The organism is Bacillota bacterium (assembly GCA_012842395.1).
Classification (GTDB): domain Bacteria; phylum Bacillota; class SHA-98; order UBA4971; family UBA4971; genus UBA6256.
On record DUSX01000002.1, the window covers coordinates 20,730 to 46,150 of the forward strand.

Annotated in this window: 19 protein-coding genes; 11 read left to right on the forward strand and 8 right to left on the reverse strand. The window is 63.4% G+C overall.

What is annotated here, in order from left to right:
• Positions 1-115: 115 nt before the first annotated feature.
• From GX515_00470 to GX515_00480, 3 genes are all read left to right on the forward strand, one after another.
• Positions 116-1,663 (forward strand): ABC transporter ATP-binding protein, encoded by a 1,548-nt coding sequence (locus GX515_00470; GenBank protein ID HHY31484.1) that lies wholly within the window; start codon positions 116-118, stop codon positions 1,661-1,663.
• Positions 1,660-2,778 (forward strand): ABC transporter permease, encoded by a 1,119-nt coding sequence (locus GX515_00475; protein ID HHY31485.1) that lies wholly within the window; start codon positions 1,660-1,662, stop codon positions 2,776-2,778. Before GX515_00470 ends, GX515_00475 begins: the two co-directional genes overlap by 4 nt.
• A gap of 148 nt (positions 2,779-2,926) precedes the next feature.
• The gene (locus GX515_00480; protein HHY31486.1) at positions 2,927-3,871 is read left to right on the forward strand and encodes an ABC transporter permease; all 945 of its coding nucleotides are present in this window, start codon (positions 2,927-2,929) and stop codon (positions 3,869-3,871) included.
• A gap of 61 nt (positions 3,872-3,932) precedes the next feature.
• Here GX515_00480 and GX515_00485 read toward each other — a convergent pair whose 3' ends face one another.
• Together GX515_00485 and GX515_00490 are read right to left on the reverse strand one after the other, a co-directional pair.
• On the reverse strand, positions 3,933-4,439 hold the full coding sequence (locus GX515_00485; GenBank protein ID HHY31487.1) for an ECF transporter S component: 507 nt from the start codon (positions 4,437-4,439) through the stop codon (positions 3,933-3,935).
• Positions 4,440-4,949: 510 nt separating this feature from the next.
• On the reverse strand, positions 4,950-6,053 hold the full coding sequence (locus GX515_00490; GenBank protein ID HHY31488.1) for a P1 family peptidase: 1,104 nt from the start codon (positions 6,051-6,053) through the stop codon (positions 4,950-4,952).
• 377 nt (positions 6,054-6,430) lie between these two features.
• Here GX515_00490 and GX515_00495 point away from each other — a divergent pair, with 377 nt between their 5' ends.
• The 7 genes from GX515_00495 to GX515_00525 all read left to right on the forward strand — a co-directional run bounded on the left by GX515_00495 (position 6,431) and on the right by GX515_00525 (position 17,434).
• The gene (locus GX515_00495) at positions 6,431-7,672 is read left to right on the forward strand and encodes an ROK family protein (GenBank protein ID HHY31489.1); all 1,242 of its coding nucleotides are present in this window, start codon (positions 6,431-6,433) and stop codon (positions 7,670-7,672) included.
• Between the two features lie 294 nt (positions 7,673-7,966).
• On the forward strand, positions 7,967-9,328 hold the full coding sequence (locus GX515_00500; GenBank protein ID HHY31490.1) for an extracellular solute-binding protein: 1,362 nt from the start codon (positions 7,967-7,969) through the stop codon (positions 9,326-9,328).
• Positions 9,329-9,653: 325 nt separating this feature from the next.
• On the forward strand, positions 9,654-10,538 hold the full coding sequence (locus GX515_00505) for a sugar ABC transporter permease (protein ID HHY31491.1): 885 nt from the start codon (positions 9,654-9,656) through the stop codon (positions 10,536-10,538).
• A 32-nt stretch (positions 10,539-10,570) separates the two neighbouring features.
• Positions 10,571-11,344, forward strand: coding sequence for a carbohydrate ABC transporter permease (locus GX515_00510; protein HHY31492.1), 774 nt, complete (start codon positions 10,571-10,573; stop codon positions 11,342-11,344).
• 11 nt (positions 11,345-11,355) lie between these two features.
• Positions 11,356-12,492 (forward strand): ABC transporter ATP-binding protein, encoded by a 1,137-nt coding sequence (locus GX515_00515; GenBank protein HHY31493.1) that lies wholly within the window; start codon positions 11,356-11,358, stop codon positions 12,490-12,492.
• Between the two features lie 147 nt (positions 12,493-12,639).
• Positions 12,640-14,277 (forward strand): CehA/McbA family metallohydrolase, encoded by a 1,638-nt coding sequence (locus GX515_00520; protein HHY31494.1) that lies wholly within the window; start codon positions 12,640-12,642, stop codon positions 14,275-14,277.
• Positions 14,264-17,434, forward strand: coding sequence for a hypothetical protein (locus GX515_00525; protein HHY31495.1), 3,171 nt, complete (start codon positions 14,264-14,266; stop codon positions 17,432-17,434). The genes GX515_00520 and GX515_00525 overlap by 14 nt, the downstream gene beginning before the upstream one ends.
• Here GX515_00525 and GX515_00530 read toward each other — a convergent pair.
• From GX515_00530 to GX515_00555, 6 genes are all read right to left on the reverse strand, one after another.
• Positions 17,418-18,800, reverse strand: coding sequence for a hypothetical protein (locus GX515_00530; GenBank protein HHY31496.1), 1,383 nt, complete (start codon positions 18,798-18,800; stop codon positions 17,418-17,420). The genes GX515_00525 and GX515_00530 overlap by 17 nt on opposite strands.
• A 700-nt stretch (positions 18,801-19,500) precedes the next feature.
• Entirely contained in the window at positions 19,501-21,459 is a 1,959-nt protein-coding gene (locus GX515_00535; protein ID HHY31497.1) for a hypothetical protein, read from the reverse strand.
• 292 nt (positions 21,460-21,751) lie between these two features.
• Positions 21,752-22,669 carry a radical SAM protein gene (locus tag GX515_00540; GenBank protein HHY31498.1) on the reverse strand — a complete coding sequence of 306 codons (918 nt, stop codon included), beginning with the start codon at positions 22,667-22,669 and terminating at the stop codon, positions 21,752-21,754.
• Positions 22,670-22,898: 229 nt separating this feature from the next.
• Positions 22,899-23,297 carry a YjbQ family protein gene (locus GX515_00545; protein HHY31499.1) on the reverse strand — a complete coding sequence of 133 codons (399 nt, stop codon included), beginning with the start codon at positions 23,295-23,297 and terminating at the stop codon, positions 22,899-22,901.
• A 126-nt stretch (positions 23,298-23,423) separates the two neighbouring features.
• On the reverse strand, positions 23,424-23,810 hold the full coding sequence (locus tag GX515_00550; GenBank protein HHY31500.1) for a divergent PAP2 family protein: 387 nt from the start codon (positions 23,808-23,810) through the stop codon (positions 23,424-23,426).
• A 240-nt stretch (positions 23,811-24,050) separates the two neighbouring features.
• A complete protein-coding gene (locus GX515_00555) occupies positions 24,051-24,536 on the reverse strand; it encodes a YbaK/EbsC family protein (GenBank protein ID HHY31501.1) in 486 nt (161 codons plus the stop codon).
• 468 nt (positions 24,537-25,004) lie between these two features.
• On the opposite strand from GX515_00555, the gene GX515_00560 reads away from it, so the two are divergent.
• On the forward strand, positions 25,005-25,412 hold the full coding sequence (locus tag GX515_00560) for a hypothetical protein (GenBank protein ID HHY31502.1): 408 nt from the start codon (positions 25,005-25,007) through the stop codon (positions 25,410-25,412).
• Positions 25,413-25,421 lie beyond the last annotated feature (9 nt).

A 25,421-nucleotide genomic window follows, 5' to 3' on the forward strand; every position in this document is an offset into this window, starting at 1 on the left:
TTGGGGCCGGCCTCGGAGAAGGCGGCTTGGTAGCAGATGAAAGATCCTGGTGCAGGGCAGGGAGGCGAGGGCTTCCCTGCCCTGCCACGGAAATCGGAGAGAGGTTCGTAAGGACATGTGGGCTGTGCGCATGGAGAAAATTACCAAACGCTTCGGCCCGGTGGTGGCCAACGACGCGGTGGATTTCGAGGTCGCGCCGGCCGAGATCCATTGCCTGCTCGGGGAAAACGGTGCGGGCAAGACTACGCTCATGAGGATCCTTTTCGGACTCTACCGCAGCGATGCCGGTGAGATCTACGTGGACGGGAAACTCGTGTCGTTTTCAGGCCCGCGGGACGCCATCGCGCACGGGATCGGCATGGTTCATCAGCATTTCATGCTGGCGGGGAAGCTCACCGTGACCGAGAACATCGTGGCGGGCACCGAACCCCGCAGGGGTGTGCTGCTGGATTATGCAAAGGCCAGAGAGATGGTGCAGGAGGTCTCCGAGCGATACGGGCTCAAAGTCGACCCGGACGCCCGCGTGGAGAACATCTCCGTGGGTCAGCAGCAGAGAGTCGAGATCTTGAAGGCCTTGCTCCGCGGGGCGAAGGTGCTCATACTTGACGAGCCGACCGCCGTGCTCACGCCACAGGAGGCCGGGGATCTGTTTGACATCATGCGCAAGCTCAGGGAGAGCGGGACGACCATCATTTTCATAACCCACAAGCTCAAGGAGACGCAGGCGGTATCCGACCGGGTGACGGTGCTGCGCGATGGCAAGCGCGTGGCCACCTTGAACACGGCGGACACGAGCCCGTCCGACCTCGCTGAGCTAATGGTCGGGAGACAGATCATCCCTCCGGTTCGAAAGAACCGTGTCCCCGGCAACAGGGTGGTGCTGGAACTGCAAAACGTCTCGGTGCGGGGCGGCGCCAGCTCAGGTGCGCGCTCGGGCTCCATAGGGGGCAAGGCCCGTTTGAACAACGTCAGCCTCCAGGTGAGGAGCGGCGAGATCCTGGGCATAGCAGGTGTCGAGGGCAACGGCCAGCTCGAGTTGGAGGAGGTCGTAGTCGGGCTGCGAAAACCGACCTCCGGACGGATCCTGCTCAACGGACGGGACGTCACGCGACTGGGGCCGAGGACCATTCGGGAAATGGGCGTGGCCTGCATCCCGTCCGACCGCCTGAGGCGCGGGATAGTGGACACGTTCACCGTGGCTCAGAACCTCATCTTTGGGGAGCAGAAGTCGGCGCCGTTCGCGATAAGGGGCATCCTGCAACCCCGTAAGATAGCGGAGCACGCTGCCGAGATCGTCGACAAGTACGATGTGAGGGCCGCTTCAATTGATCAACCCGTGGGATCGCTTTCCGGCGGAAACCAGCAGAAGCTCGTGGTGGGGCGGGAGCTCTCGCGGGGCCCGGACCTCATCGTGGCAGCCCAGCCCACGCGGGGGCTGGACGTCGGGGCTACCGACTACATACACCGGCAGCTCCTAGCCATGAGGGACGCTGGCAAGGCGGTGCTGCTCATAAGCGCGGAGCTGGATGAGGTGAGGGCCCTGTCGGACCGCATCGCAGTCATGTACGAGGGGCAGATCGTCGCATTGAGGCCCGCCGAGGAGTTTAGCGAGAGGGATCTAGGCCTCCTAATGGCGGGGCAAGGGGTCGGTGTGGCGTCATGAAGCATCGAGAGCGAGAGACGGGGCGCGGATTCGCACGTGGGCGGGTGGCCGGGTTCGTCACGAGGCCGGGGGTCGCGGACATGGCGTACTCGGCGGTGGCGGTGTTGCTCGCGCTCCTCATAGGTGCGGTGCTGATCGCGGCCTCGGGGTACAGCGTCGTCGAAGCCTACACCAATCTTTTCTATGGAGCCTTCGGGAACGTCTACAATCTGGCTAACACTCTGATGATGGCCACGCCGCTGCTCTTCACGGGGCTATCCGTTGCCGTCGCTTTCCAGTGCGGGTTGTTCAATGTAGGAGGCGAAGGGCAACTGTACGTGGGCGGGCTCGCATCCGCTGCGGTAGTGCTCTCCCTGGGACCGGGCGTCCCCGGGCTGGTGCGGGTGTTTTTGGCGCTTGTGGCGGGCGCGCTCGCAGGCGCGTTGCTCGCTGCCGGGCCCGGCTACATGAAGGCGAAGCTCGGAGCGCACGAGGTCATCACCACGATAATGCTTAATTACGTGGGGACTTTTCTGACTACGTTCCTTGTGAAGACCTACCTCAAGGAACCCGGGCCGGTGGACCAAACGCCGGTGCTGCCGGTAGGGGCGAGGCTGCCCGAGCTCATCCCCGGCACGCGGGTGTCGTGGGGCATCGTCTTGGGTTTGGTCGTGGTGATCGTGATCGACTACATTCTCAGGCGCACGTCGGTTGGGTACGAGATCCAGGCTGTGGGGAGGAACGCCACGGCGGCCGAATACGCTGGGGTGAACGTGCCGGGAAGGATCGTGCTCGCCATGGTCATCAGCGGAGCAGTGGCGGGACTTGCAGGGTCGTCGGTGGTGATGGGCACGCTCTACAGGTTCATCACGAACTTCTCGCCAGGTTACGGGTTCACCGGGATAGCGGTGGCGGTCCTTGCCCGGAACAAGCCGTGGGGCGTGGTGCCGGCGGCGCTCCTGTTTGGGATGTTGCAATCGGGCGGCATGTCCATGCAGCTCTTTGCGCGTATTCCTGCGGATCTGATGACCCTTGTGCAAGGCATCGTCATCTTGTTCGTCGCGGCACCGGCCCTCGCGAGCGTCTTCCTTGCGCGAGGGGCGCGTGGGGGCGGCAAGGGAAGGGCACGGGCTTGAGAGCAAAGCCAGCGCGGCGCGGGGCGCGGGGCGCGGGGCACGCGGTTCGTGGTGCGCGGTGCGCGGGCCTCGGGAGCCTTGCAGCTGCGATGACCGCAGGGTTTAGAAGGGCTTAGAGCAGGGTCAGGTCGCTGGGGAGGACGCATGCATGACGGGGGTTCTTGACGTAATCTTCGACATCAACAACCTCACCGCCACCATCAGAATGGCGACCCCCATTGCTCTCGCGGCGATGGGCGGCGCTTTCTCCGAGCGGTCCGGGATCATCAACATCGGGCTCGAGGGCATGATCCTGACCGGCGCCTTCTGTGGCGTGCTTGGGTCGTACGTCACGGGAAGCCCATGGGTGGGCGTGGCGTTTGCGGTCGTGGGCGGTGGCCTGATGGGTGCTATTCTCGCTTTGTTTGCCATACGTCTCAAGGCGGATCACGTGGTGAGCGGCGTTGGCCTCAACATCTTGGCGCTGGGTCTCACAACATGGCTGATGCAGGTCTTGTGGAAGAACAAGGGCACGTCGGTGTCGGTGAACGGCCTGCCTGTGGTGTCTATCCCAGGTCTGCGCGACGTGCCGATCATCGGGACCATCCTCGGGACTCACTCGCCTCTCGTGTACATGATGTTGATCCTCGTGTTCTTGGGATGGGTGGTCATGTTCAAGACTCCGCTCGGCCTGCGCATCAGGATGGCCGGCGAGCATCCGGAGGCCGCCGACACGGTTGGGATAGACGTCCACGCCGTGCAGTACTTCTCCGTCATCCTGAGCGGCTGCCTTGCGGGGCTCGGCGGAGCGTACCTGTCCCTTGCCCAGCTTAACTGGTTCAGTATGAACATGTCCGCGGGCAGGGGCTACATGGCCCTTGCTGCCAACATATTCGGCCAGTGGAATCCCCTCGGAGGGCTGGGTGCGAGCTTCCTGTTCGCGTTCACCGACGCGCTTCAGATGAGGATCCAGACGTCGCCGGTCAAGCTGCCGAGCGACATCATCCAAATGCTTCCCTACATCCTCACGATCCTCGTGTTGGCGGGAGCCGTCATTCGGTCGCGCCCGCCCGCTGCGCTAGGCAAGCACTACGAGTCTGGCCGGGCCAGCTGAGTGAGGGTGCGGGTGCGCGAGCGCGTTGAACTTTCCTACATTCTGAGCCAGGAGGACGGTGTCAACGGCGCTGCGCCCTTGTCACGGCGAACACGATCGGTGTGAGCACAACCGCAGCGAAGACGGCCTCGGGCACTCCCTGGAGGAGCGCGATGGCGAGAGCCCCGTCTTTGCCCGCGAGCGGGATGTACCCGAACGCCACCGCCAGCCCTAGCGTGCCCACGGTGTTTGTGGCGCTGCCGGCGGCAGCGGCGATGGGGATGCCCCACGTCTTCTTGCCGCAGGCCCGGTATACCAGAAAAGAGACTACGCCGATGAGTAGCCTGGCTGGGATGACGACACGCGGGTCACCCAGGAACCTGAGGGTGAAGAGGCCGAATATCAGCCCTACCAGCGATCCCACCAGAGGTCCTTCGAGAATCCCGGCAAGCTCAACAGGAAGGTGCATCAGAGTGGCTGCTCCAGCGGGAGTGGGCACCGGGATGAAGCCGATGCCTGTCATGCCGAGGACGAGAGTAAGGGCTACAAGGAGTCCGGATACAACGACCTGCCTGGTACTTAGTTTCATTTTTCGACACCTCCGTTCCAGCCCCTTTGCGGGTGCCGGACGATCTCATGCACTATGCACTGGGCGCCCTTGCGCCCTGGGCGCTCGGCCGAAGATGCCATCGCGGAGCGGACGCGAGTTCCAGGTCCGACGGGATCCTGGTCTCAGGCCCTTCGCCCTGCCACGTGCCCTTCGTTCCCTTCGCCTTGCCGCGGAGAGCGCTCGCGGCCGCCGGGCCCGTGCAGGCTTTGCCCCGCTGCCTTGCTTCGGACCGGGATTGTTTGGGTTAATCTTGACCAAGTCGATGGCGCGTTCCCCGTTCTAGCTCGTGTCTCACCTCCCTTCAGCCCCTTTTCGCCTTCCAGTTCGGCCTTCAGCTTTCTTCAGCTTTCGGTTCCGCCGCCCAGTTTCGATTCTGCGGGCCCACCGACGCCTTATCGTCCGCGCCATTCGCCATTATTACCGTATGCTTCGCCCGCCCGGCCTAGGCCCTTTGGCCGAGCCCCGCTTGGCCGAGCGGCCGCCCCGGCGTCAGCGTCGCGGCTGCTGTCGGCGCGACGGCACGTCGCGTGCCGCCGGGATGCCCGCCACCGAGACGGCGGCCGTAACAGCCCGAAGCACGGCCTTTGCGACCGCGTCGGCCGCCGCAGCACCAAGAAACGTTATATCCGCCGCCTTGTCGCCAGTGAAAGGCGCGTCGCCTGTGGAGAGCGCGAATACCACGTCGCCATCATACATGGTATGGACGGGCCGGATCACGCGAGCGAGCCCGTCGTGCGCCATCTGAGCCATCTTGTTCGCGCCCTCCTTGTCGAGGCTGGCGTTCGTGGCCACCACGGCGAGCGTGGTGTTGGTGCCAAACGGCGGTGCTGACTGTCCTGCAGATCCACCGAATCCCGGTCGCGCCGCAAAGCCGCTTGCGTCGCCATCACCGCCGCCGCAGGCCTCGTCGTCCGCCGGGCCAGTCGCCCGCGACGCGGCCCGCAGGAACCTCTTGGCGCCTCTGTCGTATGCGCCCGCCACAACCTCTCCGGAATCGGCGTCTACGACGTCGCCGAGGGCGTTCACCACGGCAATGGCCCCGACGACGAGAGGGCCGTCCTCGTCGCGGTCGCGCGTTGGGCGTTCAAGCCTCACTGCCCACGTGCCAACGCCGCCTTTCATGGCGTGTTGGGCGCCCCACGCCTTCCCGACAGTGGCGCCGAGCCCGGCGCCCGCGTTACCCTCGGCCGGGAGGGCGGGGGATGCCGCGGCGCACGCCTCGTACCCCATGTTCTTGTCAGGCCGCACCCTTGGGTCGCCGATATCGAGGTCGAAGATGACCGCAGCTCCCACTATGGGAACGACGCCAGCTCCTGTGGCGAAGCCCACGCCGCGTTCCTCGAGGAATTGCATGACGCCGCACGCTGCGTCGAGCCCGTATGCGCTTCCGCCGGCGAGCACCACAGCGTGAACCCGCTCAACCAGGTTACACGGTCGCATCAGGTCGGTCTCGCGCGTCCCAGGGGCTGAACCGCGGACGTCCACGCCAGCGACAGCGCCGCCCATCGTCAGCACCACTGTGCACCCGGTCAGGGCTAGATCGTCCTGTGCGTGCCCCACAAGGACTCCTGGTACGTCAGTAATGCCGGGCACTGCCCCATCCTCCTCCACGTCGTCTCACCGTTTCTTTGCTGTTGCCCCGTCCACCTCGGAGCAGCTTTGAGACAGTTGCTCTTCAAGGCAGCCGCTCTTCAAGCTATACGCCAGCGGCCTCTAGTTTCCTGCAACTTCGTTGACCCTTGATCTTTTTCACAGATCTTCGACCGGCAAAGAAGGAGTTGAGGCGGGAGCGTCGTAGTATAGCATTAGTTAGGTAGACTAACTAACCATATCGAGGAGCATCGACAAAGCTCGGCACGTGGGGATCGCACTCGGTTCGCACCGAGCGGAGAGCCCAGCGCTCCGGCGCAGGGCTCGGTCACCGGTGAAGGGTGAGCGGTCATCGATGAAGGGCGAAGGGAGATAGCGCGTTGATGGAACGAGGCCATAACCCGCAGGCTGCGAGGGACCATAACAGGGCACTTATACTCCGCCTCATCCGCGACGCTGGACCCACTTCCAGGGCGGAGCTTGCGCGGCTGAGCCGCCTCAGCAAGCCGGTGGTTACCGACATCGTGGACGGCCTGATTCGGTTCAAGCTCGTTAAGGAAACGACCAAGGGTGAAACTGTCCTCGGCCGCAAGCCTATCCTCCTCGACATCAACCGCGAGGCCCTCTGGGTCATGGGCATTGACCTTTCGCGGAACCACGTTGACCTCTTGATCACGGATCTCTTGGGCGAACCCCAGCGCAAAATGTCGAGGCGCGTGTCGTTCGAGGACGAGGACGCCGGTTATCCTGAGCGAGTCGTCAAGTACGTCACCGACATTATCCGGGATTCTGGGGTCGACCCGGCCCGCATCGCTGGGATCGGCATCGGCTATCCTCTCCCGCTCAGCCACGCGCAACGAATGATTGTGTCCGAAGGCCAGGTGGTTGGCTGGAAAACGGTGAGACTCAAGGAGCTTATCCAAAAGGAGTTCGACGTCCCTGTATATCTCGACAACGACGCCAACGTCGCCGCGCTCTATGAGAAGTGGTACGGTCAGGCTTCTGAGTTCAAAGACTTCCTTTTTGTGCTCGTCGGAAACGGTGTCGGCTGCGGCATAGTGATCGGCGGGAACATCTATCGCGGCACGCACGGGATCGCCGGTGAGATCGGGCACATGAGCATAGACCCCAACGGCCCCAGGTGTCTTTGCGGAAGCCGAGGGTGCTTGGAGACCCTGGTGTCGGTCCCGCGCCTTCTGTCACTGGTCCTCGAAGAGGACGTAAAGGCCGGCCGGGAGGGCGGCGTGCCCACCTTGGAACAGGTATGCGAGCGGGCAGCACGCGGCGACGCGGCCGTCGTGGACAAGATCCGCGAGATGTCTGAGTACCTCGCCATAGCCATAACGAATCTGGTGAACACGTTCAACCCCGAAGCGGTTGTGGTCGGCGGAGCCATGGCGAGGCTGGGCGAGTCCTTGAGAACGCCACTCCTGGGCGCTCTTGCGTCGCGAGCTCATCCGCTCTTTGCCGATAAGACAAAGGTCGTTCTATCGAATTACTCCGAAGAAGCCGTGGCAAGGGGAGCGGCCATGCTTGTTATCGAGAGCTTTTTCCAGAATCCCCAGAGATACGTGCCGGAGCTAGCTAACGGGGTACGCTCCCGCGCGTCGTCAGAGAGCTGACGGATGCGGGTGCAGCACTTCGGCGGTGCGGCACGAGGCACGCTATAGGGCACAGGGGCCCATCTCGTGAGGATCGTGCGAGGTGAAAGGAGGGGAGAAGGCGGGATCAACCGGCTCGTGTGGCGGTTCCGCTCGTGTTGGAAGGCATGATCGGGCATGGAAGGGCAACGCAGGCAGGGGAATCGTACGGTGTTAATGCGTGAAGGTGTGTAAGGTAAGGACTCGACCGGCTCCGTGTCCCACGTAGGGTATCGCATGATTCGGTGGACCTTTCAAGCGGAAGGAGGAAATCCAATGAAAACCTCGTGGATTCGTGGAGTTTCGCTGTCAGTCGTTTTACTGCTCCTCCTGGGCCTCTCGGTTGCCGAGGCTGCACCGATCACCCTGCAGATCATGGCCAACGCCGTGAAGGGGGGCAAGAACACCCAGGACGCTGAATGGATCGAGAAGATGATTCCCGAGTTCGAAAAGGACATGAAGGCCGAAGGCCAGGACGTGCGCGTGGAATTCGTGGCTTCGGGAATCAACGACGAAGATTACAAAGCCAGGCTGGCTCTAGACATCAAAGGTGGAGGCGGCCCTGACGTTATCGCGTTCGACCACTTCTGGGTGCCGGAGTTCGCCGAGGCCAATTTCCTTCTGCCCCTGGACTCGTATCTTAAGACGTGGCCGGATTGGAACCAGTACTACGATACCATGAAGGCCATGGGTTCATACAAAGGCAAGACCTACCTCGTCATGGCCGGGACCGACGTCCGAATGATCTACTATAACAAGGAGCTCTTCAAGAAGGCGGGCATCCCCGTCCCGTGGCAGCCGAAGAACTGGAACGAGCTTCTCCAAGCCTGCAGGACCATCAAGCAAAAACTCCCCGGCGTGACGCCCATCCAGCTCAATGCAGGAGTCGAGATGGGTGAAGCCACAAGCATGCAGGGCTTTTACATGGCGCTCTATGCCGCCGGCGGATGGATCTACAACTGGGATACCGGCAAGTGGATCGTCAAGAGCCCTGCTCTCCTGGATGCCCTCAACCTATACAAGACCATATATGTGGACGAGAAGCTCGGCGACGCCATGTTGCAAGTCTCCCCCAAGGCGCGTGAGAAATCGTTCGAGCTCTTCGCCGCCGAGAAGATCGCCATGTATGTCGAGGGCACGTGGATGTGGTCATCGGTGATCGCGCCGAACGGCGCGTGGGCGATCCCAGATCGCGACACCAGGATCGGCTGGGCAGCCTTCCCCGGCAGCGGAAAGCCCGGCGCCCCGCCCATCGCTTCCGTTTCGGGCGGCACAGGTTGGGTGGTGAACCCGAACACGAAGCACCCGGATCTCGCATTCAAGCTCCTTGCCAAGCTGAACTCGGCTCAGGCGCGGATTGACTACTGGAAGATGAAACCGGGCATTCCCGCGAGAAAAGACCTTGCCGACATGCCCGATGTGAAAGCGAATACCTTCATCTCCGAGACCACAAAGAAGCTGGTTCCGTACACCACCTATCGCCCGGGTCAGCCCGCCTATCCCGAAGTGTCGTATCAGGTGCAGCTCATGACCGAGCGGATCGTGACAGGTCAGATGACCCCAGAGCAGGCCCTCGATGCTTACGCAAAGGCGGTGACTGACCTCGTAGGCCAGGCGAACGTCGAGATCCAGAAGTAGTGCTGACATAGCACGCAAGGTTATGGTATCACCAAGTCTTCGTCTCGTTGCGTGAAGACGCTAAGTGGGGGTGCGAGAGTGCCCCCGACTCTTGGGAGGGGTTGCCGGTCGTTGCACGAGGGGTGTCAAAACCCGGCCACTGGCCCGACGGGCCGGATTTTGACGGAACGCGCGCCGCTCGGGGCGCCGTCCCCGGGTGCAACACCGGCAACCCTGGGCCGGAGCCCCATGTCCCCATGTCGAGGGGCGGCGTGAATGCTCTTCGCGTCCCGAGGTCAGCGTCGTTCTCTCGCGCCAGTGTGCGCCACTGAAAGGGGAGCCCTAGATGCAGTATGACAACCCCATCATCTCGCGGCGGACCGCGACGGTGTTCATGTTGCCGGCCCTGGTGTTTGTCGGAGTGTTCCTGGCATTTCCGGCCGTTTGGGCGATATATATCGGCCTTACTAACTTGACGCTCACGGGGCGGGCCGCCATAGAGCCCAAGGTCGTGTGGCTCGCGAACTTCGCGGCCATATTGAGAGACCCCTTCTTCCGCAACTCACTCTGGATCACGGTGCAGTTCGTGTTCGGGTCGGCCATCATCGGTCAGATGGGGCTCGGGCTCGCCCTAGCCCTTCTGCTGAACAACAGGAAGGGGATCCTTAAGGACGTCGTCTCTAGCGTGGTGATACTTGCGTGGATCATCCCAGAGGTGGTCGTGGCTTACCTCTGGGTCGCCTTCCTTGATACCGACTTCGGGCTGCTCAACTCGGTGGTTGGCGCCCTCGGGCTCAAGCCGGTGAATTGGTTCTTTGAGCATCCCGTGCTCTCGATAGTCATCTTCAACGTTTGGCGAGGGACGGCGTTCTCCATGCTGCTTTTCAGCGCGGCGCTCCAGACCATCCCGCCGTCGTACATCGAGACGGCGGACGTCATAGGCGCCTCGGGCTGGAGAAAGTTCCGTGACATCATTCTGCCGCTCATCCGTCCGCACATCGTTACGGGGGCAGTCCTGGTGACTATCTGGACCTTCAACGTTTTCACGCCGTTCCTGCTAACCGGGGGCGGGCCGGCATTCAAGACTGAGCTGCTCTCCATATACACGTATCGCAACGCATTCAAATACTTCAAGCTTGGCTACGGAAGCGCCATCTCTACCTTGATACTTCTCATCAACCTGGCCCTGGCCACGGTGTACATGAGGCTGGCGCGAGCAAGGAGGGGATAGCTGTGAGGAGAGCACTTTCCGCGTTAGCTCTGATGGTCTTGGCGGCGGCCTTCGCTCTGCCGATCTTGTGGCTGGTCACGGCACCCTTCAACGCCAAGCCGACCCTGGGGCTCTCGCTTTCCAAGCCCACGCTGCAGAATTTCTATGGGGTCTTCAAAAACCCCATGGCCGTGACGGGGCTCAAGAACAGCCTCGTGCTCTCCACCGCGACGATGCTCATCGCCACAGTCGCGGCGACGATGGCGGCGTACGCGTTTTCCCGGGCATCATTCCGGGGGCGCGAGACGATACTCTACGTTCTCATCCTCCTTTCGAGCGTGGTATCGGGCGTGTCGGCGATGGTGCCACTTTACGTGCTTATGCAGTCGCTCGGCCTTCTGGACTCCCATGTCGGACTCATACTCGTTTACGTTGGGGGCCTTCTGCCCACGAACATGTTCATCATGAAAGACTTCGTGGACTCGATCCCGCGCTCCTACGAGGAAGCCGCCCTGGTGGATGGAAGCACTCCGGCCCAGGTCCTCATGAACATAGCCTTTCCGCTGTGCCGACCGGGCATGGCGGTCATTGCTGTGCTCATCTTCGTGAACACGTGGAGCAACTTCCTGGTACCGTTCATTCTGCTGCGGTCGCCGTCGAAAGCGCCTGCGTCGGTGGCTATATACTCGTTCTTCAACGAGGTGGGCATACCCATCCTCGGGCTCATCGCGGCGTACTCGTTTATCTACACCATCCCCGTGGTGACTCTCTACATCATCGTCAACAGAAAGTTCGGGTTCAGGTTTTACGGGGGCATAAAGAGCTAGGGGGAGTCTCTATGGCCGGGGTTCGTCTCGTCAACGTATCCAAGAGCTTTGACAGGGTCAATGCCGTAAGCGATGTCAGCCTCACGATCGAGGACGGCGAGTTCTTCACGCTTCTCGGGCCTTCGGGGTGTGGGAAGACCACGACCCTCCGGATGATAGCCGGCCTGGAACGGCCTACATCGGGTAAGATCTTCATCGGGGACCGGGACGTGACGGACCTGCCTCCGAAAGCGCGTAACGTGGCCATGGTTTTCCAGAACTACGCGCTCTACCCACACATGACCGTGGCGGAGAACATCGGCTATCCGCTACGGATCCGAAACAAGCCCCCGAAAGAGGTCGAGAAGCGCACGCTGGATGTTGCACGCAGCCTGGCCATCGCCGACCTCCTGCGGCGGCGGCCGGCGGAGATAAGCGGGGGCCAGCAGCAGAGGGCCGCGCTCGCCAGGGCGATAGTGCACGAGCCGAACGTATTCCTGTTCGACGAGCCCCTCTCAAACCTTGACGCGAAGCTCCGGACCGACGCGAGGACTTTCCTCAAGCATCTTCAGCAAACCCTCGGGATCACGACAGTGTACGTGACCCATGACCAGTCGGAAGCCATGGCGATGTCCGACCGGATAGCCGTCATGAACAAGGGAAAGGTCGTGCAGATCGGGCCGCCCCTCGAGGTCTACAGGCATCCGGCCAACACTTTCGTAGCCGAGTTTCTCGGGAACCCGCCCATGAATCTCGTGTCCGGCAAGTACGAGGTGGTCGACGGAAAACCCGCTGTGCTCGTGGACGGGTCGCGGGTGCCCCTCCCGCAGGGTCAGCCGGGTCTTGATCGCGTTGTGCCAGGAACCGATGTCATCCTCGGCATTCGTCCGGAGGACCTGACCCTAGAGCTCGGCGAGGAGGGAGACAAAGCGGGGGAGGGCCATCGGAACGCTCCGGAAGGGACCGGCCTCGAGGGGATACTGGGGGAGGTCTTCGTGGTGGAGCCCCTCGGGTACGAGACCCTCATCAGCGTGAAGACGCGCGCGGGCACGGTTAAGGTCAAGACGTTCGAGGACCTTGATCTCACACCGGGGCGTCCGGTGCGTCTTGTGCCGAGCCCGAGGCGGCTCCGGCTGTTCGACGCTCAAGGAGAAAGGATCTTCTGCTAGTCGCCATGCGAACGTCCTGGCGACCTGCGTCTTTCCGCCCTATGGTCAGGGCCCGGTGCCGAGCGCTCTCTATTTGGCGATGAGATTTCGATGATGAGATGTGTCCCACGTGGACCGCGGCACTTGTCAGGATGGTGACTTCGCAAGATGGATGGCAGTACCGGATACTCCCGGCTCTTCTCGGGCACTTTGACGCGCACGGATTCACACACCTTCAAGCGGTTCGAGTTCTTCGTGCCGCCCGGCGCATCGGAGGTAATGCTGAGGCTCACCTACGCTCCACGGCGTGAGGAGCTACAAGTGCCACTGACGGCCCAGGAATTCCGTGGCCGCTGGTCGAGAGAGATCGCTCGTTACAGAGGGAAGGTCGAAATGGCAGGCGACCATGAGCTCGCCGCCTTCTTCGAACGATTCGTGGACGAGGCGTCTCGGCGCGTCCAGCCGCTCCAGAACCTCCTGAACGTTGCAGTTTTCGACTCGCGGGGCTCCTTCCGGGGCCGTTGGGACTCGCCCCAGCACTTCGGACAGTGGGTGACCGTGGGTGAGGCGCACGCCGCGCGGGGCTTTGTCGCAGGCGCCATTCCTCCGGGGAAGTGGATCGCTGTCTTGGAGTGCCATGCGGTGGTGACCGACATCTGTTCGTACGAGCTCGAGGTGCGATGCGCGACCTTCGCAGGGCTCTACTGGCGTGGCGAGCTCCACGCGCATACGAATCATAGCGACGGGATGCTTTCCCCGCGGGAGCTCGTGGACGCCGCGCACGAGGCGGGGCTTGATTTCATTGCGGTCACCGACCACAATACGGTGAGCGCGCTGTACGAACTCGGGGCGGTCTCTGCCGCAGACGCCCCGGACGCGGCCGGGGCGGGGGATTCATGCGGGCCGCTCGTGATCCCGGGCATGGAGCTCACGACTTTCTACGGCCATGCAGTCGCGCTTGACGTGTCGGAGTTCATACCATGGCACGATGCGTCCAAGGGCGATGGCCTGAACAAGCAAGCGCGGGAGGTGCGCCGGATTGGCGGGCTCTTTTCCATCGCACATCCTTTCAGCGTAGGGTACCCCGTTTGCGCAGGCTGCGAATGGGAGTACGACAACACGGACCCCGCTCTCGTGGACCTCATGGAAGTATGGTCAGGTCCGTGGACTGCCCGCATAATGTGGAACGTCCTCGCCATGCGCTGGTGGGACGAGCTTTTGTGTAAGGGCTACAGGATAACGGGCGTGGCCGCGCGGGACGTGCACAGGCGTGAGGACCTGTTCGGTAGGGAGACCGCGGACACGTACGTCTGGGCGTGCTCGCTTTCGAGGGGCGAACTGATGGACTCCCTCAGAACGGGACGCGTGTACGTGAGTTCCGGCCCACGCTTGGACTTCTCGCTTGCAGTGGGCGATTGTGACAGGCCTTACATGCCGGGGGACCGCGTACAGGTGACAAGGGGCGGAAGAGTCGGCCTGGCTGTGCGTGTCCTCTGGCCGGCGGATGCGGCGGATGACGACGACAGACACCCTCATGCCCGTGCCCGTACCAACGCCCATGCCGATGCCGGCCGCCTGGTGGCACGCGTCGTCCGGGGCGTCCGGGGCCAAGGAGCAAACGTGGCGTTTGAGTCGCCACTTCTGCGCGATGGCGACGGGCGCGTGGAGTTTGAGGACGCTCCTGTGACTGACGTATGGTACCGCTGCGAGATCGTTGCCGACAGCAGGTCGGGGCTTCCGGGGCCGCGTTTCGTCGCTCTAACGAACCCCATATACGCCGAGGTGATTTCGAGTGAAACCTGTTGAAGCCGTCGTCGTATCCCATACTCACTGGGACCGGGAATGGTACCTGCCGTTCCAGCAGTTCAGGGCGAGGCTCGTTGCCCTCGTCGATTACCTACTCGACCTGCTCGAGAGAGACGAGTCGTTCAGGTGCTTCACCCTCGACGGCCAGGCGGTTGTGCTCGAAGATTACCTCGAAGTGCGTCCCGAGAATGAGGACAGGCTGCGGCGCCTCATCCAGGGGAGGAGGCTCCTGGTAGGGCCATGGTACGTGCTTCCTGATGAATTCCTCTCAAGTGAGGAGGCCATGGTCAGAAACCTCCTGCTTGGTGCGAGGGTGGCGCGGCGCTTCGGTGCGGTGATGAGGGTGGGGTACGTTCCGGACCCCTTCGGCCACATCCGCCAGCTTCCGCAGATACTCCAGGGCTTCGGGATCGCATCCGCGATCTTCTCCCGCGGGATGGGCGACGAAGGCGAAAGCCTCGGCGCGGAGTTCATGTGGCGTTCCCCCGACGGGAGCGAGGTGCTTGCCCTATGGCTTCCGGCCCATTACGGGAGCTTTACGCCCGTTGGAAGCTTCAATCCCTGGGCGTCCGACGCGAGGTTCGCCGCAGGTGACAGAGAAAGTATGCCACTCGACGAAGCAGTGCGATTCACGCGTGACCTGGCGCGATTCCTGGCCGCGCGGTCGAGGACGGGAGTTGTGCTCCTCGACACGGGTTCAGACCACTTGGCCCCGCGGGCGGATCTACCCAAGATCATTTCCGGGCTGCAGGCCGCGCTGAACGAGGCCGCGCTCGGGGAGGCCGCGCTGGGCGAGGCCGCGCGCGCGCGATGCTCCGGACAGGAGCGGAGCGATGGTGTTCGCGACGAGGTCAGGGCCGATGAGGCTGGTGCGGTGCCGCGAGATGGCAAGGTCCTGGCAATCCGTCTCGCGCAGGGAAGCTTTGAGGATTATGTGGAAATGGTGCGCGCACGGGTCGCGCCTGGCGGGGATGGGGACGCCGGGTGCGAGAGCAGCACGGCCATCGGCTGGCCCGAGTGCGGGTGCAGGCGACCGGTGTTGCCGGTGTACGAGGGAGAGTTTAGGGGCAGCCGTTATCAGAACATGCTCTACAGCGTGCTTTCGTCCAGGATGCCGCTGAAACAGCTCAATCAGGAGGTCGACGCGTGGCTCACGTGTTATGCGGAGCCGCTGGCGTCTGCCGCATGGCTTCTGGCTGGAACGGGATACCCGTCGGCCATGCTCGGCCTCGCTTGGAAGTTGTACCTCCAGAACCAGGCTCACGACAGCATCTGCGGGTGCTCCACGGACGAGGTCGCGGCGGAGATGACGGCTCGATACACACAGGCCCGCGAGATTGCGGTGGCGGTATGCACCGAGAGCCTGGCGAGCATCTCCCGGCGCGCGAAGACGGTTCGCGCCTCCGGGGGCGCGGGGGCCTACGGAAGCAGCACCCAGCCGGTGTTGGTGTATAACCCCAATCCGTGGCCAGTTAGCGGTATCGTGACGGTACATGTTCCGTGCGACGAGATGGCGGGCGACACGGCGTCCGTGTGCGGCAGAGCCGACTGTTCCGCGACGCAGGGCTCAGCTGACGATACGGCGGATACGGCGGGTTGCTCACCCTTGCCCGGTGCTACGGCTTCCACCTCCACAGGCGGGTGCCAATACTTCGTCTCGGCAGGGGAAGGGGACGACGCCGTGCGCGTCCAAGTGCTGCGGTGTGGCGGAGCTGAGCCAGGCTTCGACCCATCGGCCTTGTTCCACGATGCGGTGCGGAGAGGCAAGCCCGCGATGCACTTGGCGTTTCCCGTACGGGACGTGCCGGCCGTCGGGTATCGAGTGTACCACCTCTCACGTGGACCACGCGGACACGTTCAGGGCGGATGGGGCTGCAGCGCGCCCTCCGCTCATGGTGTGGCAGACGCGGATGCAGCTGCCACATTCGTTGCGGTGGGCGAGCGGTCCCTTGAGAACGAGTTCCTGAAGGTGCAAGTCTCCTTGTGCGGGGCGCTTGACATCCTGGACAAACGTACCGGGCTCACGTACCACGGCCTGAACGTGTTCGAAGATTCGGGGGATGCCGGTGACGAATACGACTATTCCCCGGTTCCGGACGAGCCGCTAACAACAAGGAACGTCACTGCCAGCGTGGGAGTAGAAGAGCCTGGACCCTACCTCGGGAGGCTTCGGGTCGAGATACCGTGGGAGATCCCCGCGTCCCTCGACCCGGGCCGGAAGCGGCGCGCCAGTACGTGTGTGCCGCTCTCGATTGTAACCCACGTGACGCTGGCGGCGGGGGCACCTTACGTAGAGATACGTACGGAAGTGAGCAACGCAGCCCGGGATCACCGCCTGCGGGCGCTCTTCCCCGCAGGGGTGAGGGCGGATCGCGTCGTGGCGCGGGGGCAATTCGACGCGGTGGAACGGGCGCAGAGGCCGCGTCACACCGGAGACGATTGGTTCCAACCCGAGGCGGCGGTTGGCCCGCATCAAGGGTTCGTCGACGTGGGCGACGGGACGCGCGGCTTGGCCGTGGCGACGCGTGGGCTTCCGGAGTACGAATGCGTAGAGGAGCGCGATGGGACGTCGACCATCGCTGTAACGTTACTGCGCTGCGTTGAGTGGCTCTCCAGGGATGACCTTGCGACACGGAAAGGCCATGCTGGCCCGCCTGTCTTTACCCCTGGAGCGCAGTGTCTGGGGAGGCACGTGTTCGAGTACGCCATCGTGCCGCACTCGGGTGACTGGTCGAACGCAGCGACAGGCTCGATCATGTCGATCGTGCGCCGATTCATGTGCCCGTGCGTAGCCTACTTGGCCACGCCGCACGAAGGCGACCTCCCGAGCGAGCTTGGCCTTCTCAGACTTTGCGACGGCAAAGGCGGAGACGATGATGAGGCTGTGTTCGCGCTCGCGGTCAGCGCCGTCAAGAAGGCAGAGGACGGAAATGCCCTTGTCGTGAGGGTTCACAATCCGGGCGAACGAGACATCGGCGCACGCTTGAAGGCTGGGATCCGTCTCGAGGGAGCGTGTCTTGCGAGGCTCGACGAGACCCCGGTTGCACCTGTGCGACTCGAACCTGGCAGCGGCTGCGAGCTGGTGGTGGATGTCAAGCCCAAACAAATCGTTACTCTCGTTCTCGTTCCCGGCAGCGCCCTCAGCCCACTCGCCTGAGGACATCCAGGGCCAGACTCAGCACGCTGTTGCCGCAGGTGCGCGTTTTAAAGCGGACGCTGCGTGCGAGCATCCGAACAAGACGCGACCTAGTTCGCAGTATCGGCAGAGCGCGCAGGAACCGGGAGAGGCGCGATCTTGCCGCTGATGCGGCGACGACATAGGCTTGAGCAGCCTGAATGAGCTTCGCCGTATAGAGGCCTATCTCGGCCCACGCCGAAAACTCCTCGAGCCAGGGCTTCACTTCCTCGACGAACTTGCGGTTGGGGTTTCCGCTCAACATGGCTGCGGACGCCTTCATTTCAAGCATGTATGAGGACAGTATCCCGGCCGCCTCTCCTAGCTCCCCGCCTTCCGCTCGCTTGCGCGCCTTTTCGAGGACCGATGCGATCCCGGGCGGATCTTCCGGGTGAAGCGGGCTTATAGCACAAGCGTCAGTGAAGAGAACGCAAGCGCCCAGGGCGTCTTTACCTAGGACGTGCACGACCGCGTCTTCCCACGCAGACCTGGGGTCGTATTGGACAGGGCTTGTGAGATATCGCGCGGCCGCGGCGAGCGCGATCTTGGAGGCTTCGGCCTGGTTCATGGGGTTCAGGAAGATTCCCTTGGCCGCCTCAGGGAGGTACGGGCTCCGGCCTGTGTAGGGCCCGATGTGGAGCTCCGACTTCATGGGCCCGTCGTTCACCGGATAATTGTCCCAGTATGTGATCGGCCGATTCAGGGACCCGGCTACGGCCTTGGTGTGCTCGAGCGTAAGCTCCTTGGAACACACCGCCGGCCCCGTCCACATGACGTCGATGGCGGGGTCCAAGCCCGCCCCGAGCTCGCGGACATACTCCGTGGCCGGGTCACCGCAGTACTGCGTTGGACACACTATAAGCGAGGTTTGGTCCGAGAGTTCCTTGAGGCGGGCGAACACGGCGTTCGTGAACGAGATCTGCGCGGCTGCCAGTGAATTCCCGAAAGCCTTGCGATCTTCTTCATGGCGCAACTCAGCAGGGATATCGTCGTAGAGGAGGGCGAAGGCGTGTACCCCCGCGTCGTGCATGGCTTTCAGTTTCGCGAGGAGGGCGTCCTGGTCGCGCCTGTCCGAGTAACGCAGGGACAGCCCGGGGCTCACCGCGAAGACGAAAGTGATGCCGTGCCTCCTTGCGTGCGACGCGAGCTCAGAGAGGCGGGCAAGGAGATCCGCCGGGTACGGCGCTCGCCATCGCTGCCTGTGGTATAGGTCGTCCTTCGGCGCGTAGAGGTAGGCGTTCATCCCGACATCCGACATGAAAGCGAGCATGTCCATCCGCTCGCTGTGGGTCCACGGCTTGCCGTAGAACCCCTCCACAACCCCCCGCCAGACAAAGCCTTCGGCCATGATAACACCCCCGCCGTCCGGGCACTTTACTACACGCTGGGTGGCCACACAGCCAATCGGCCGACCGGATACTGCTTCAACCAACCTGCGCTCCTTGCGGGGTCTTTGATTCTGCATGGCACCATACAGAAGATTCAGCGAGGACCAGCGAATTCCTGCTCTGACCGTCCTGCCGGCTTGCGTCCTACCTGCCTGCCGGCCTGCCAGGCACCGGCCAGGCGCCGGCAGCTGGCCAGCGTGCCAGCGTGCCAGCGCGCCGGAGAGGCTAAGCGGCTGGTGGCCTGTCCGGCGTCTTCCCTTGTCACACGGTTCGCCGGGGCGACGCGGCGAGGGCTTGTGACGTGACGTGCCGAACGAATATGGGGCAAACGGTGATGCACATCATGCATCGTTTTGCATGCGTGACGGATGGAAGGGATCTAGGCTCGTCCGCGATTCGAGCAGCCGGGCAACCCCGGCTCGAAAGTGCGCCGCATATGGCGGCCTGATCGAAGGCACGGGGGCAAACACAGCGGAAAGGCAGGTGGACAAACACCTAGGCAAGCACCCAGACTAGCACATGCACAAGCACGTGGACAAGGACGCAGGAGGGGAGGGACGTGCTTGCTGCAGCTCAGGCCGCCACCGCGAAGTATCCTGGGCACCCGCACGACCGCGGAGCCCCTTCCCCTTGTCGTCACTCAGCCTACAAGATGAGCTTTCAGCTTTGGGCCGACGTGCCGAGGTTCACCGGCCAATACAGGTACTCAGCCCCAGTGCCCGAAGCGTCTCTCACGTCGACGAAAATGTCGTACCTCCCGGGTCGGAATGCCGGCCCGAGCTTAAGCCGTATAAGGAGAGGCGACGCTGTGCTGTCGGACTCGAACCCCACCGCAAGCTCGGCAAATTCCGGGTGCTCCGAGAGCGGGTAACCGTTGACGTTCACGCGCACCGAGTTTATGTCCAGGCACTTAAGATCTGCAAGCTCCCGGCGCCCGCGCGGGATGGCAGGCCATGCCTTGAACACGATCTCCCGATTGCGGAACACCATGTCAAGGAGCTCGGCCTGCGTCGGCATCTCGCGGCCTCCCGGGAGCTCGCTCCCGTTGCGGTTCACGACGGTGATGACCGGCTTCATCGCGGCCGCGAAGTCCTTGCGCGCCGCCTCGATAGACCGCCGCTTCAGGAGCACTGCGTTGGCGAATGCCAGGATGGCTTCCTGCACGGGCGCCCGGCCGTCCTTGGACGTGGCGCCGAGGCTGTCGAAGGTGTTTGTGATGAACGCGTCCACCGAGGGCTTCGCGACCTTGTTCCAGAGCACGTCCGCTACCAGATCCGACTTAAGAATGGGTCCTATCACGGGAGCGTGATCCAGCGTGCGCAGTGGATTTTCAATGATGTCCATGGCGCGTGCCACGGTTTTCGTCGTGATGGTGCCGTCCGGTGCGGACAAGGACGACGCTAGAGAGTACGCCACTTTGAATATCACGGTTCCTGGGTATTTGACCCCCGCGCTCTCCAGCGGTCCGATGGGGCTGTCAGAAGGCCGGGCCCGTCTCCCAAGGCGGGCAAGGTAAGCGATCTCGTCGAAGCTCTTGCAGAAGAGCCCGTCCAGCACCCGCTCCACGGACAGGTCGACGTAGTCCGAACGCACGACTTTCGCGGCCTCACGCCTGATGAGGGGCTGGCGCAGCCGCACGAGCTGCTGCATGACGTACATGCCGAGGAGTATGAGATTCATGTTTCGCCAGAGCACCGGGATGTGGTCTTCGGGGAGCCGAACGAACCCGTCGAAGTCCTCGGAGGCGAGGGTGATGATGTTCGTGTTTCCGTTCTTGAGCGTTGAAAGCCGGGGAAGGGAGAGGTTCTCGAACCTGTGGCCGTCCGGGCCGAAGATGAGGAGACTATCCACTAGAAACTCGGTGAGCCCGTGGTCGGCGAGGTTATAGCGCCTGAGAAAGGGGAGCGGGTAATCGTGGCCGAGGACCCGGTGTGAATCAGAATAGCCCGAGAACGTGGTGAGTTCATCAGCTATGGCATCGGGCGGATCGCATACATCGCCTTGACCGTCGATGCAGGCATAATGGGCGTACCAGTCGGCAAGCTGGTGCGACAACCACCCACACGCCACTGCGAGGTCACGCAGCCGGTCTGCGCTGTTATGCCATGCTGTCTCAGGAAGGCGTCGCCATGTCTCGATGAGGGTGTATCCGAAGCTCGGGAGACCTTGGGCGTGGTCGGGGATGGAGTTGTGGGTGTAGTCATACGCGGTGAAGTTGTTGAGCGTGTGGTAGCTCGAGATGGCGTCCGCGCTGTTGGCCGCTAGTATGTACGCGTTTTCGACCTCGGGTGACGAGGTCAAGAGCGCGAGGAGCTCCTTGTTGACGGGCCGCGCGCCTGTCCCGAGGCTGATCGGGGCATCCTTGTCGCTGGCGTTCTTGGCTGAGCCCGCGGTGCTGGCCGCGCCCATCACACCGGTCCCGGTCGTTGTGCCATCGAGACCATCGCGACTACCGGGGACGTCGCGCTGCGGGCTTCCCTCCGGTCCCGCCGCGGCGAGTTCCTTCGCCTTCTGGAGAGCCATTCGATTGATGTGCACGTGCGTGAAAGGTCCCCACATGAAAGCGGGGAATACCGGGCCGAGGAGGGCCCCGAGGGCCACACGCCGAAACCAAGACACTGTAATTCCCTCCCAGCTCGTTGTGGTGGTGCGCGAGAGCGTTGGACTCTCCCCAAGATGCCATCTCAGCCCGATTGAAGCCTACAAAGCCGTCGCTTGGCTCGTCCGAATCGTCAGCTACTGGGACTGGGGAAGTTCAACGTCCCGGTACACAATTACTGTATGCGGTGCCGCGCGAGGTGGCGCCTTGGCGCCCGCCCCGGTCTCCGGCCCCTGCCCCTGCCCTTGCCCCTGCTCCTACCCCCGCCCCTGCCCCTGGCCGTGACCCTGATGCTGACCCTGGCCTTGGCTCCTAGCCCGACTCGCCTAGCCCCTCGAGGCCGCTGAGGTCGAAGCGTGGGGTGAACGACGAGTCCTGGGACGAAGGGTCCTGCATGAACCCGTTCTGGAGCCCGATGTCGTCGAAGTAGTCCAGGACCTCCTCGTACTCGCGCGAAGTGAGTCTGCGGTTGATCTCAGGGTGCTTCGCCGCCAGGTGCATGGGGACGTACTGGGACATCACACTCACGTAGGTGTCGCTCGGGAGGTTGGCCCTGATCCAGTCGAGCACCCTCTTGCTGTCCGGGACGAGGCCCGGCAGGACTAGATGCCTTATCAGCACCCCCCGCGTCATAATGCCATCGGCAGAAAACCTTGCGGGGCCCACCTGTCTGTGCATCTCAAGAATCGCGCGCGTGGCGCGGGTGAAGTAGTCGCGAGCGGACGAGTAACGGCTCGCGGCCTCACTGCTGCAATACTTGATGTCTGGGAGGTACACGTCCACGAGGCCCTCGAGAAGCATGAGGGATTCGGGCAGCTCATAAGCGTTCGTGTTGTACACCACTGGAATCGTGAGCCCCTGATCGCGGGCGAGGTGGACCGCCCAAGCCACCTGCGGCAGGAAATGTGCCGGGCTCACGAGATTGATGTTGTGGGCCCCTTTGCGGGCGAGCCTCAGGAAGACCTGCGCGAGCTCTGGCACGGTGATGTCCTTGCCGAATCCGCCATGGCTTATGACGTGGTTTTGGCAGAAAACGCAGCGCAAGTTGCAGTGGGAGAAGAACACGGTGCCGGAGCCCCTGGTCCCGCTCACGCACGGCTCCTCCCAATAGTGAAGAGACGCCAGCGCGACCCTGGGCAGGGCGCCTGCTCCACAGAACCCGACCTCTCCGGCGAGCCGGTTCCTGCCACATCCTCGCGGGCAGAGGCGGCAGTTCCCGAGCGTTTCCAGCAGTGACGCCGGCATGCCGCCGAAGGCGTCCTCGGACAAGCCTCCTGCCCCGAGGGCGGCGTCGTTACCCGCGGGTCTGCACGCCGGGCCGTGGAGCGGACCGGAGGCCGGACCAGGGGGCGGACCTGCAAGCGGACATGGAGGCGAGCAGGTGGGCGGACCTGCGGTCGGGCACCGAGGCGGGCAAGGAGGCGGGCAGGGGGACGCCGCCGAAAACCCGCTTGGCGAGCTACTCACACGGCAACACCTGGACATAGACCTTTCTCGCCCGCGGGCCGTCGAACTCACAGAAGAACACGCCCTGCCAAGTGCCCAGCGCAAGGTCGCCGCCTTCCACCGGGATGGTGACCGAGGAGCCGACGAGCGTGGCCCTGATGTGGGAAGCGGCGTTACCCTCTGTGTGGTGATAGGCCGCGCGCCTCGGGACCATGTTCGTCAAGGCTTCAAGGATATCGCGGGCGACGTCTGGGTCCGCACTCTCGTTGATCGTCACTCCTGCCGTGGTGTGCGGCACGTACACCACACACGCGCCGCGCCGGACCCCGGATTCACGGACGAGCCTCCTGACGTCGGCGGTTATGTCAACCAGCTCATCTTGAGCTCTTGTCCTGATTCCCACGACGTTCACCTTTGATTCGTGACTCCTTTCCCGCGTGTCTACCGCGTGTCGGGGCCTGGCGAGGTTGCGGCGCAGCCCACCGGAGTTCCTTCCGGTCTCGGTTCAGCTGATAGCACTGTGCGCGCCCGCGCCCCCTCAACGGAGGGGCCAACTGAACGCCACCGCCGCGCCGAGCCCAACCCCAGCCAGCACCTCGAGCGGGGTATGGCCGAGAAGCTCGCGGAGGCGTTCCTCCCGGACGCGGTGCTTCCTATAGAGGTCGTCCACTATTCTGTTGATCACGCGCGCCTGCCGTCCGGCCGCGCGCCTGATGCCTGCTGCATCGTACAGCACGATGAGAGAGAGGACCGATGCCACGGCGAACACAGGCGAACTCCAACCCGAGATACGGCCCACCATCACGGACATGCTGGAGACAAGGCTGGAGTGCGAGCTCGGCATGCCGCCGGGGTTCACCAGCCTGGTGAAATCGGGCCTCCGGTGGACCGCGTAGTCCACGAGGAACTTCAAGATCTGCGACATTGCCCACGCCAGAAGCGGCGCGAGAAGAGCAGGGTTGCGCAAAACCAACGCCTTCACCTCGGATTCACACGACTGGGGTCAGACCGCTCGCCCCGGACGCTGTGAGAAGCCGGCGAGCCACTCCTTGAGCCGCACGTGCCAGCGTGGTGCGACGATGCGACGGACTTCCCGGCAGCAAAGACCTGCCGGCGGCCGGACGCGGTCCGCGCATCGTTCGCGGATCCCCGCCCACCAGGCTTGCTATGGCCGCCTCTCGGCGACGTCCGCGACGACGGCGCCGGTGATGCGGACGAGGTCGGCGGGAGCGATGGCAAACAAGCTTCTGGGTGTCCCTGCCGCGGCCCATATCTCGTTGTACCGCAGCAGGTCGCGATCGAGGAAGACCTGCAACGGCGACTTGAGACCCACAGGAGGGACGCCGCCTATGGAGAAACCCGTGACCTCGCGCACCGTTTCCGCGTCAGCCTTCACCACAGGAGCGCCAGTGAGAGCGGCGAGCTTTTGCACGTCCACGCGGTTCGCACCGGACGCGATGACCATGACCGGGCGCCCTCCGGCCATGAACACCAAACTCTTCGCTATCTGACCCACGGTGGCGCCGACAGCCTCGGCCGCCTGCGCCGAGGTGGCCGTGCTTTCCGAAAGCTCGCGGACGACCGACGCGCACCCGAGAGCCCTGAGGGCTTCCTGGACTCTCATCGACGACGGATGAAGCTGTCGTGCCATGCGCTCACCCCTTGGCTTCCTTGGTTTTCTCTTGGGCCCGCGGCCGGTAGCAGGTGGGGTAGCAGGCGGCATCAGGTGGCCGCGGGACCTGGACGCCGCGCCCGCAGGCAACCTGAAGGGCCCAGACCATCCGAGCGGACGCCCAGGGCCGCTCACGCGGTTATCCACTCCATTCCATCTTAGTTTGCGGGCGCGCGAGTGTCAACCTCGGCTCTGGATCCCCGCCGCTTCTGGACTTGACGAGCCTTGCCTTGCAGTCGCCGCGCGGCGCCGCATCTGCGCCGTGGAGCTAACCCCTTTCGGATCCCGCGGTGATTGCATGCGGCCGTGGTGGTATAATTGTCGCGGGCGGTCCGCGAAGGATGTTCGGTGGGGCGCGCATACTCTCGCACCCTCGCTTCACGTGCCTTTTGGCGCGCCCGCGTGCTCTTGCGGGACCCGTCACACGCAAACCGTGGAAGAAAGGCAGTGGTGTTGGTGGCTCGTTACGAGTCCGGAGACAAACTCCGCAAGGTGGCCCGGCGCATGGTTGACCTCATGAGGTCGGATGCTCGGGTCCTCAGCGCGACCCAGGGGCTCAGGCTCACGGTAGGATTCACCATCACGGACCTCGACGAGACTTTCCTTCTCACGTTCCGGGACGGGGAGATAGGCGGCGAGGTCGGCGCGGACATAACGTCCGCTCAGATCAGGCTTGCCATGGACGCCGAGACCCTCGACGGGGTTTTCGCGGGTGAAGTGGACCCGATGGGGGCAGCGATGTCCGGCCAGATCATGTTCTCCGGGGATCTGGGACTCGCGATGAGCCTGCTCGGAGTCGTGGACGACCTGCGCGAGATCTACAAAGCCGCCAGGGACCAGGCGGAGGCGGAGTGACCGGACGGG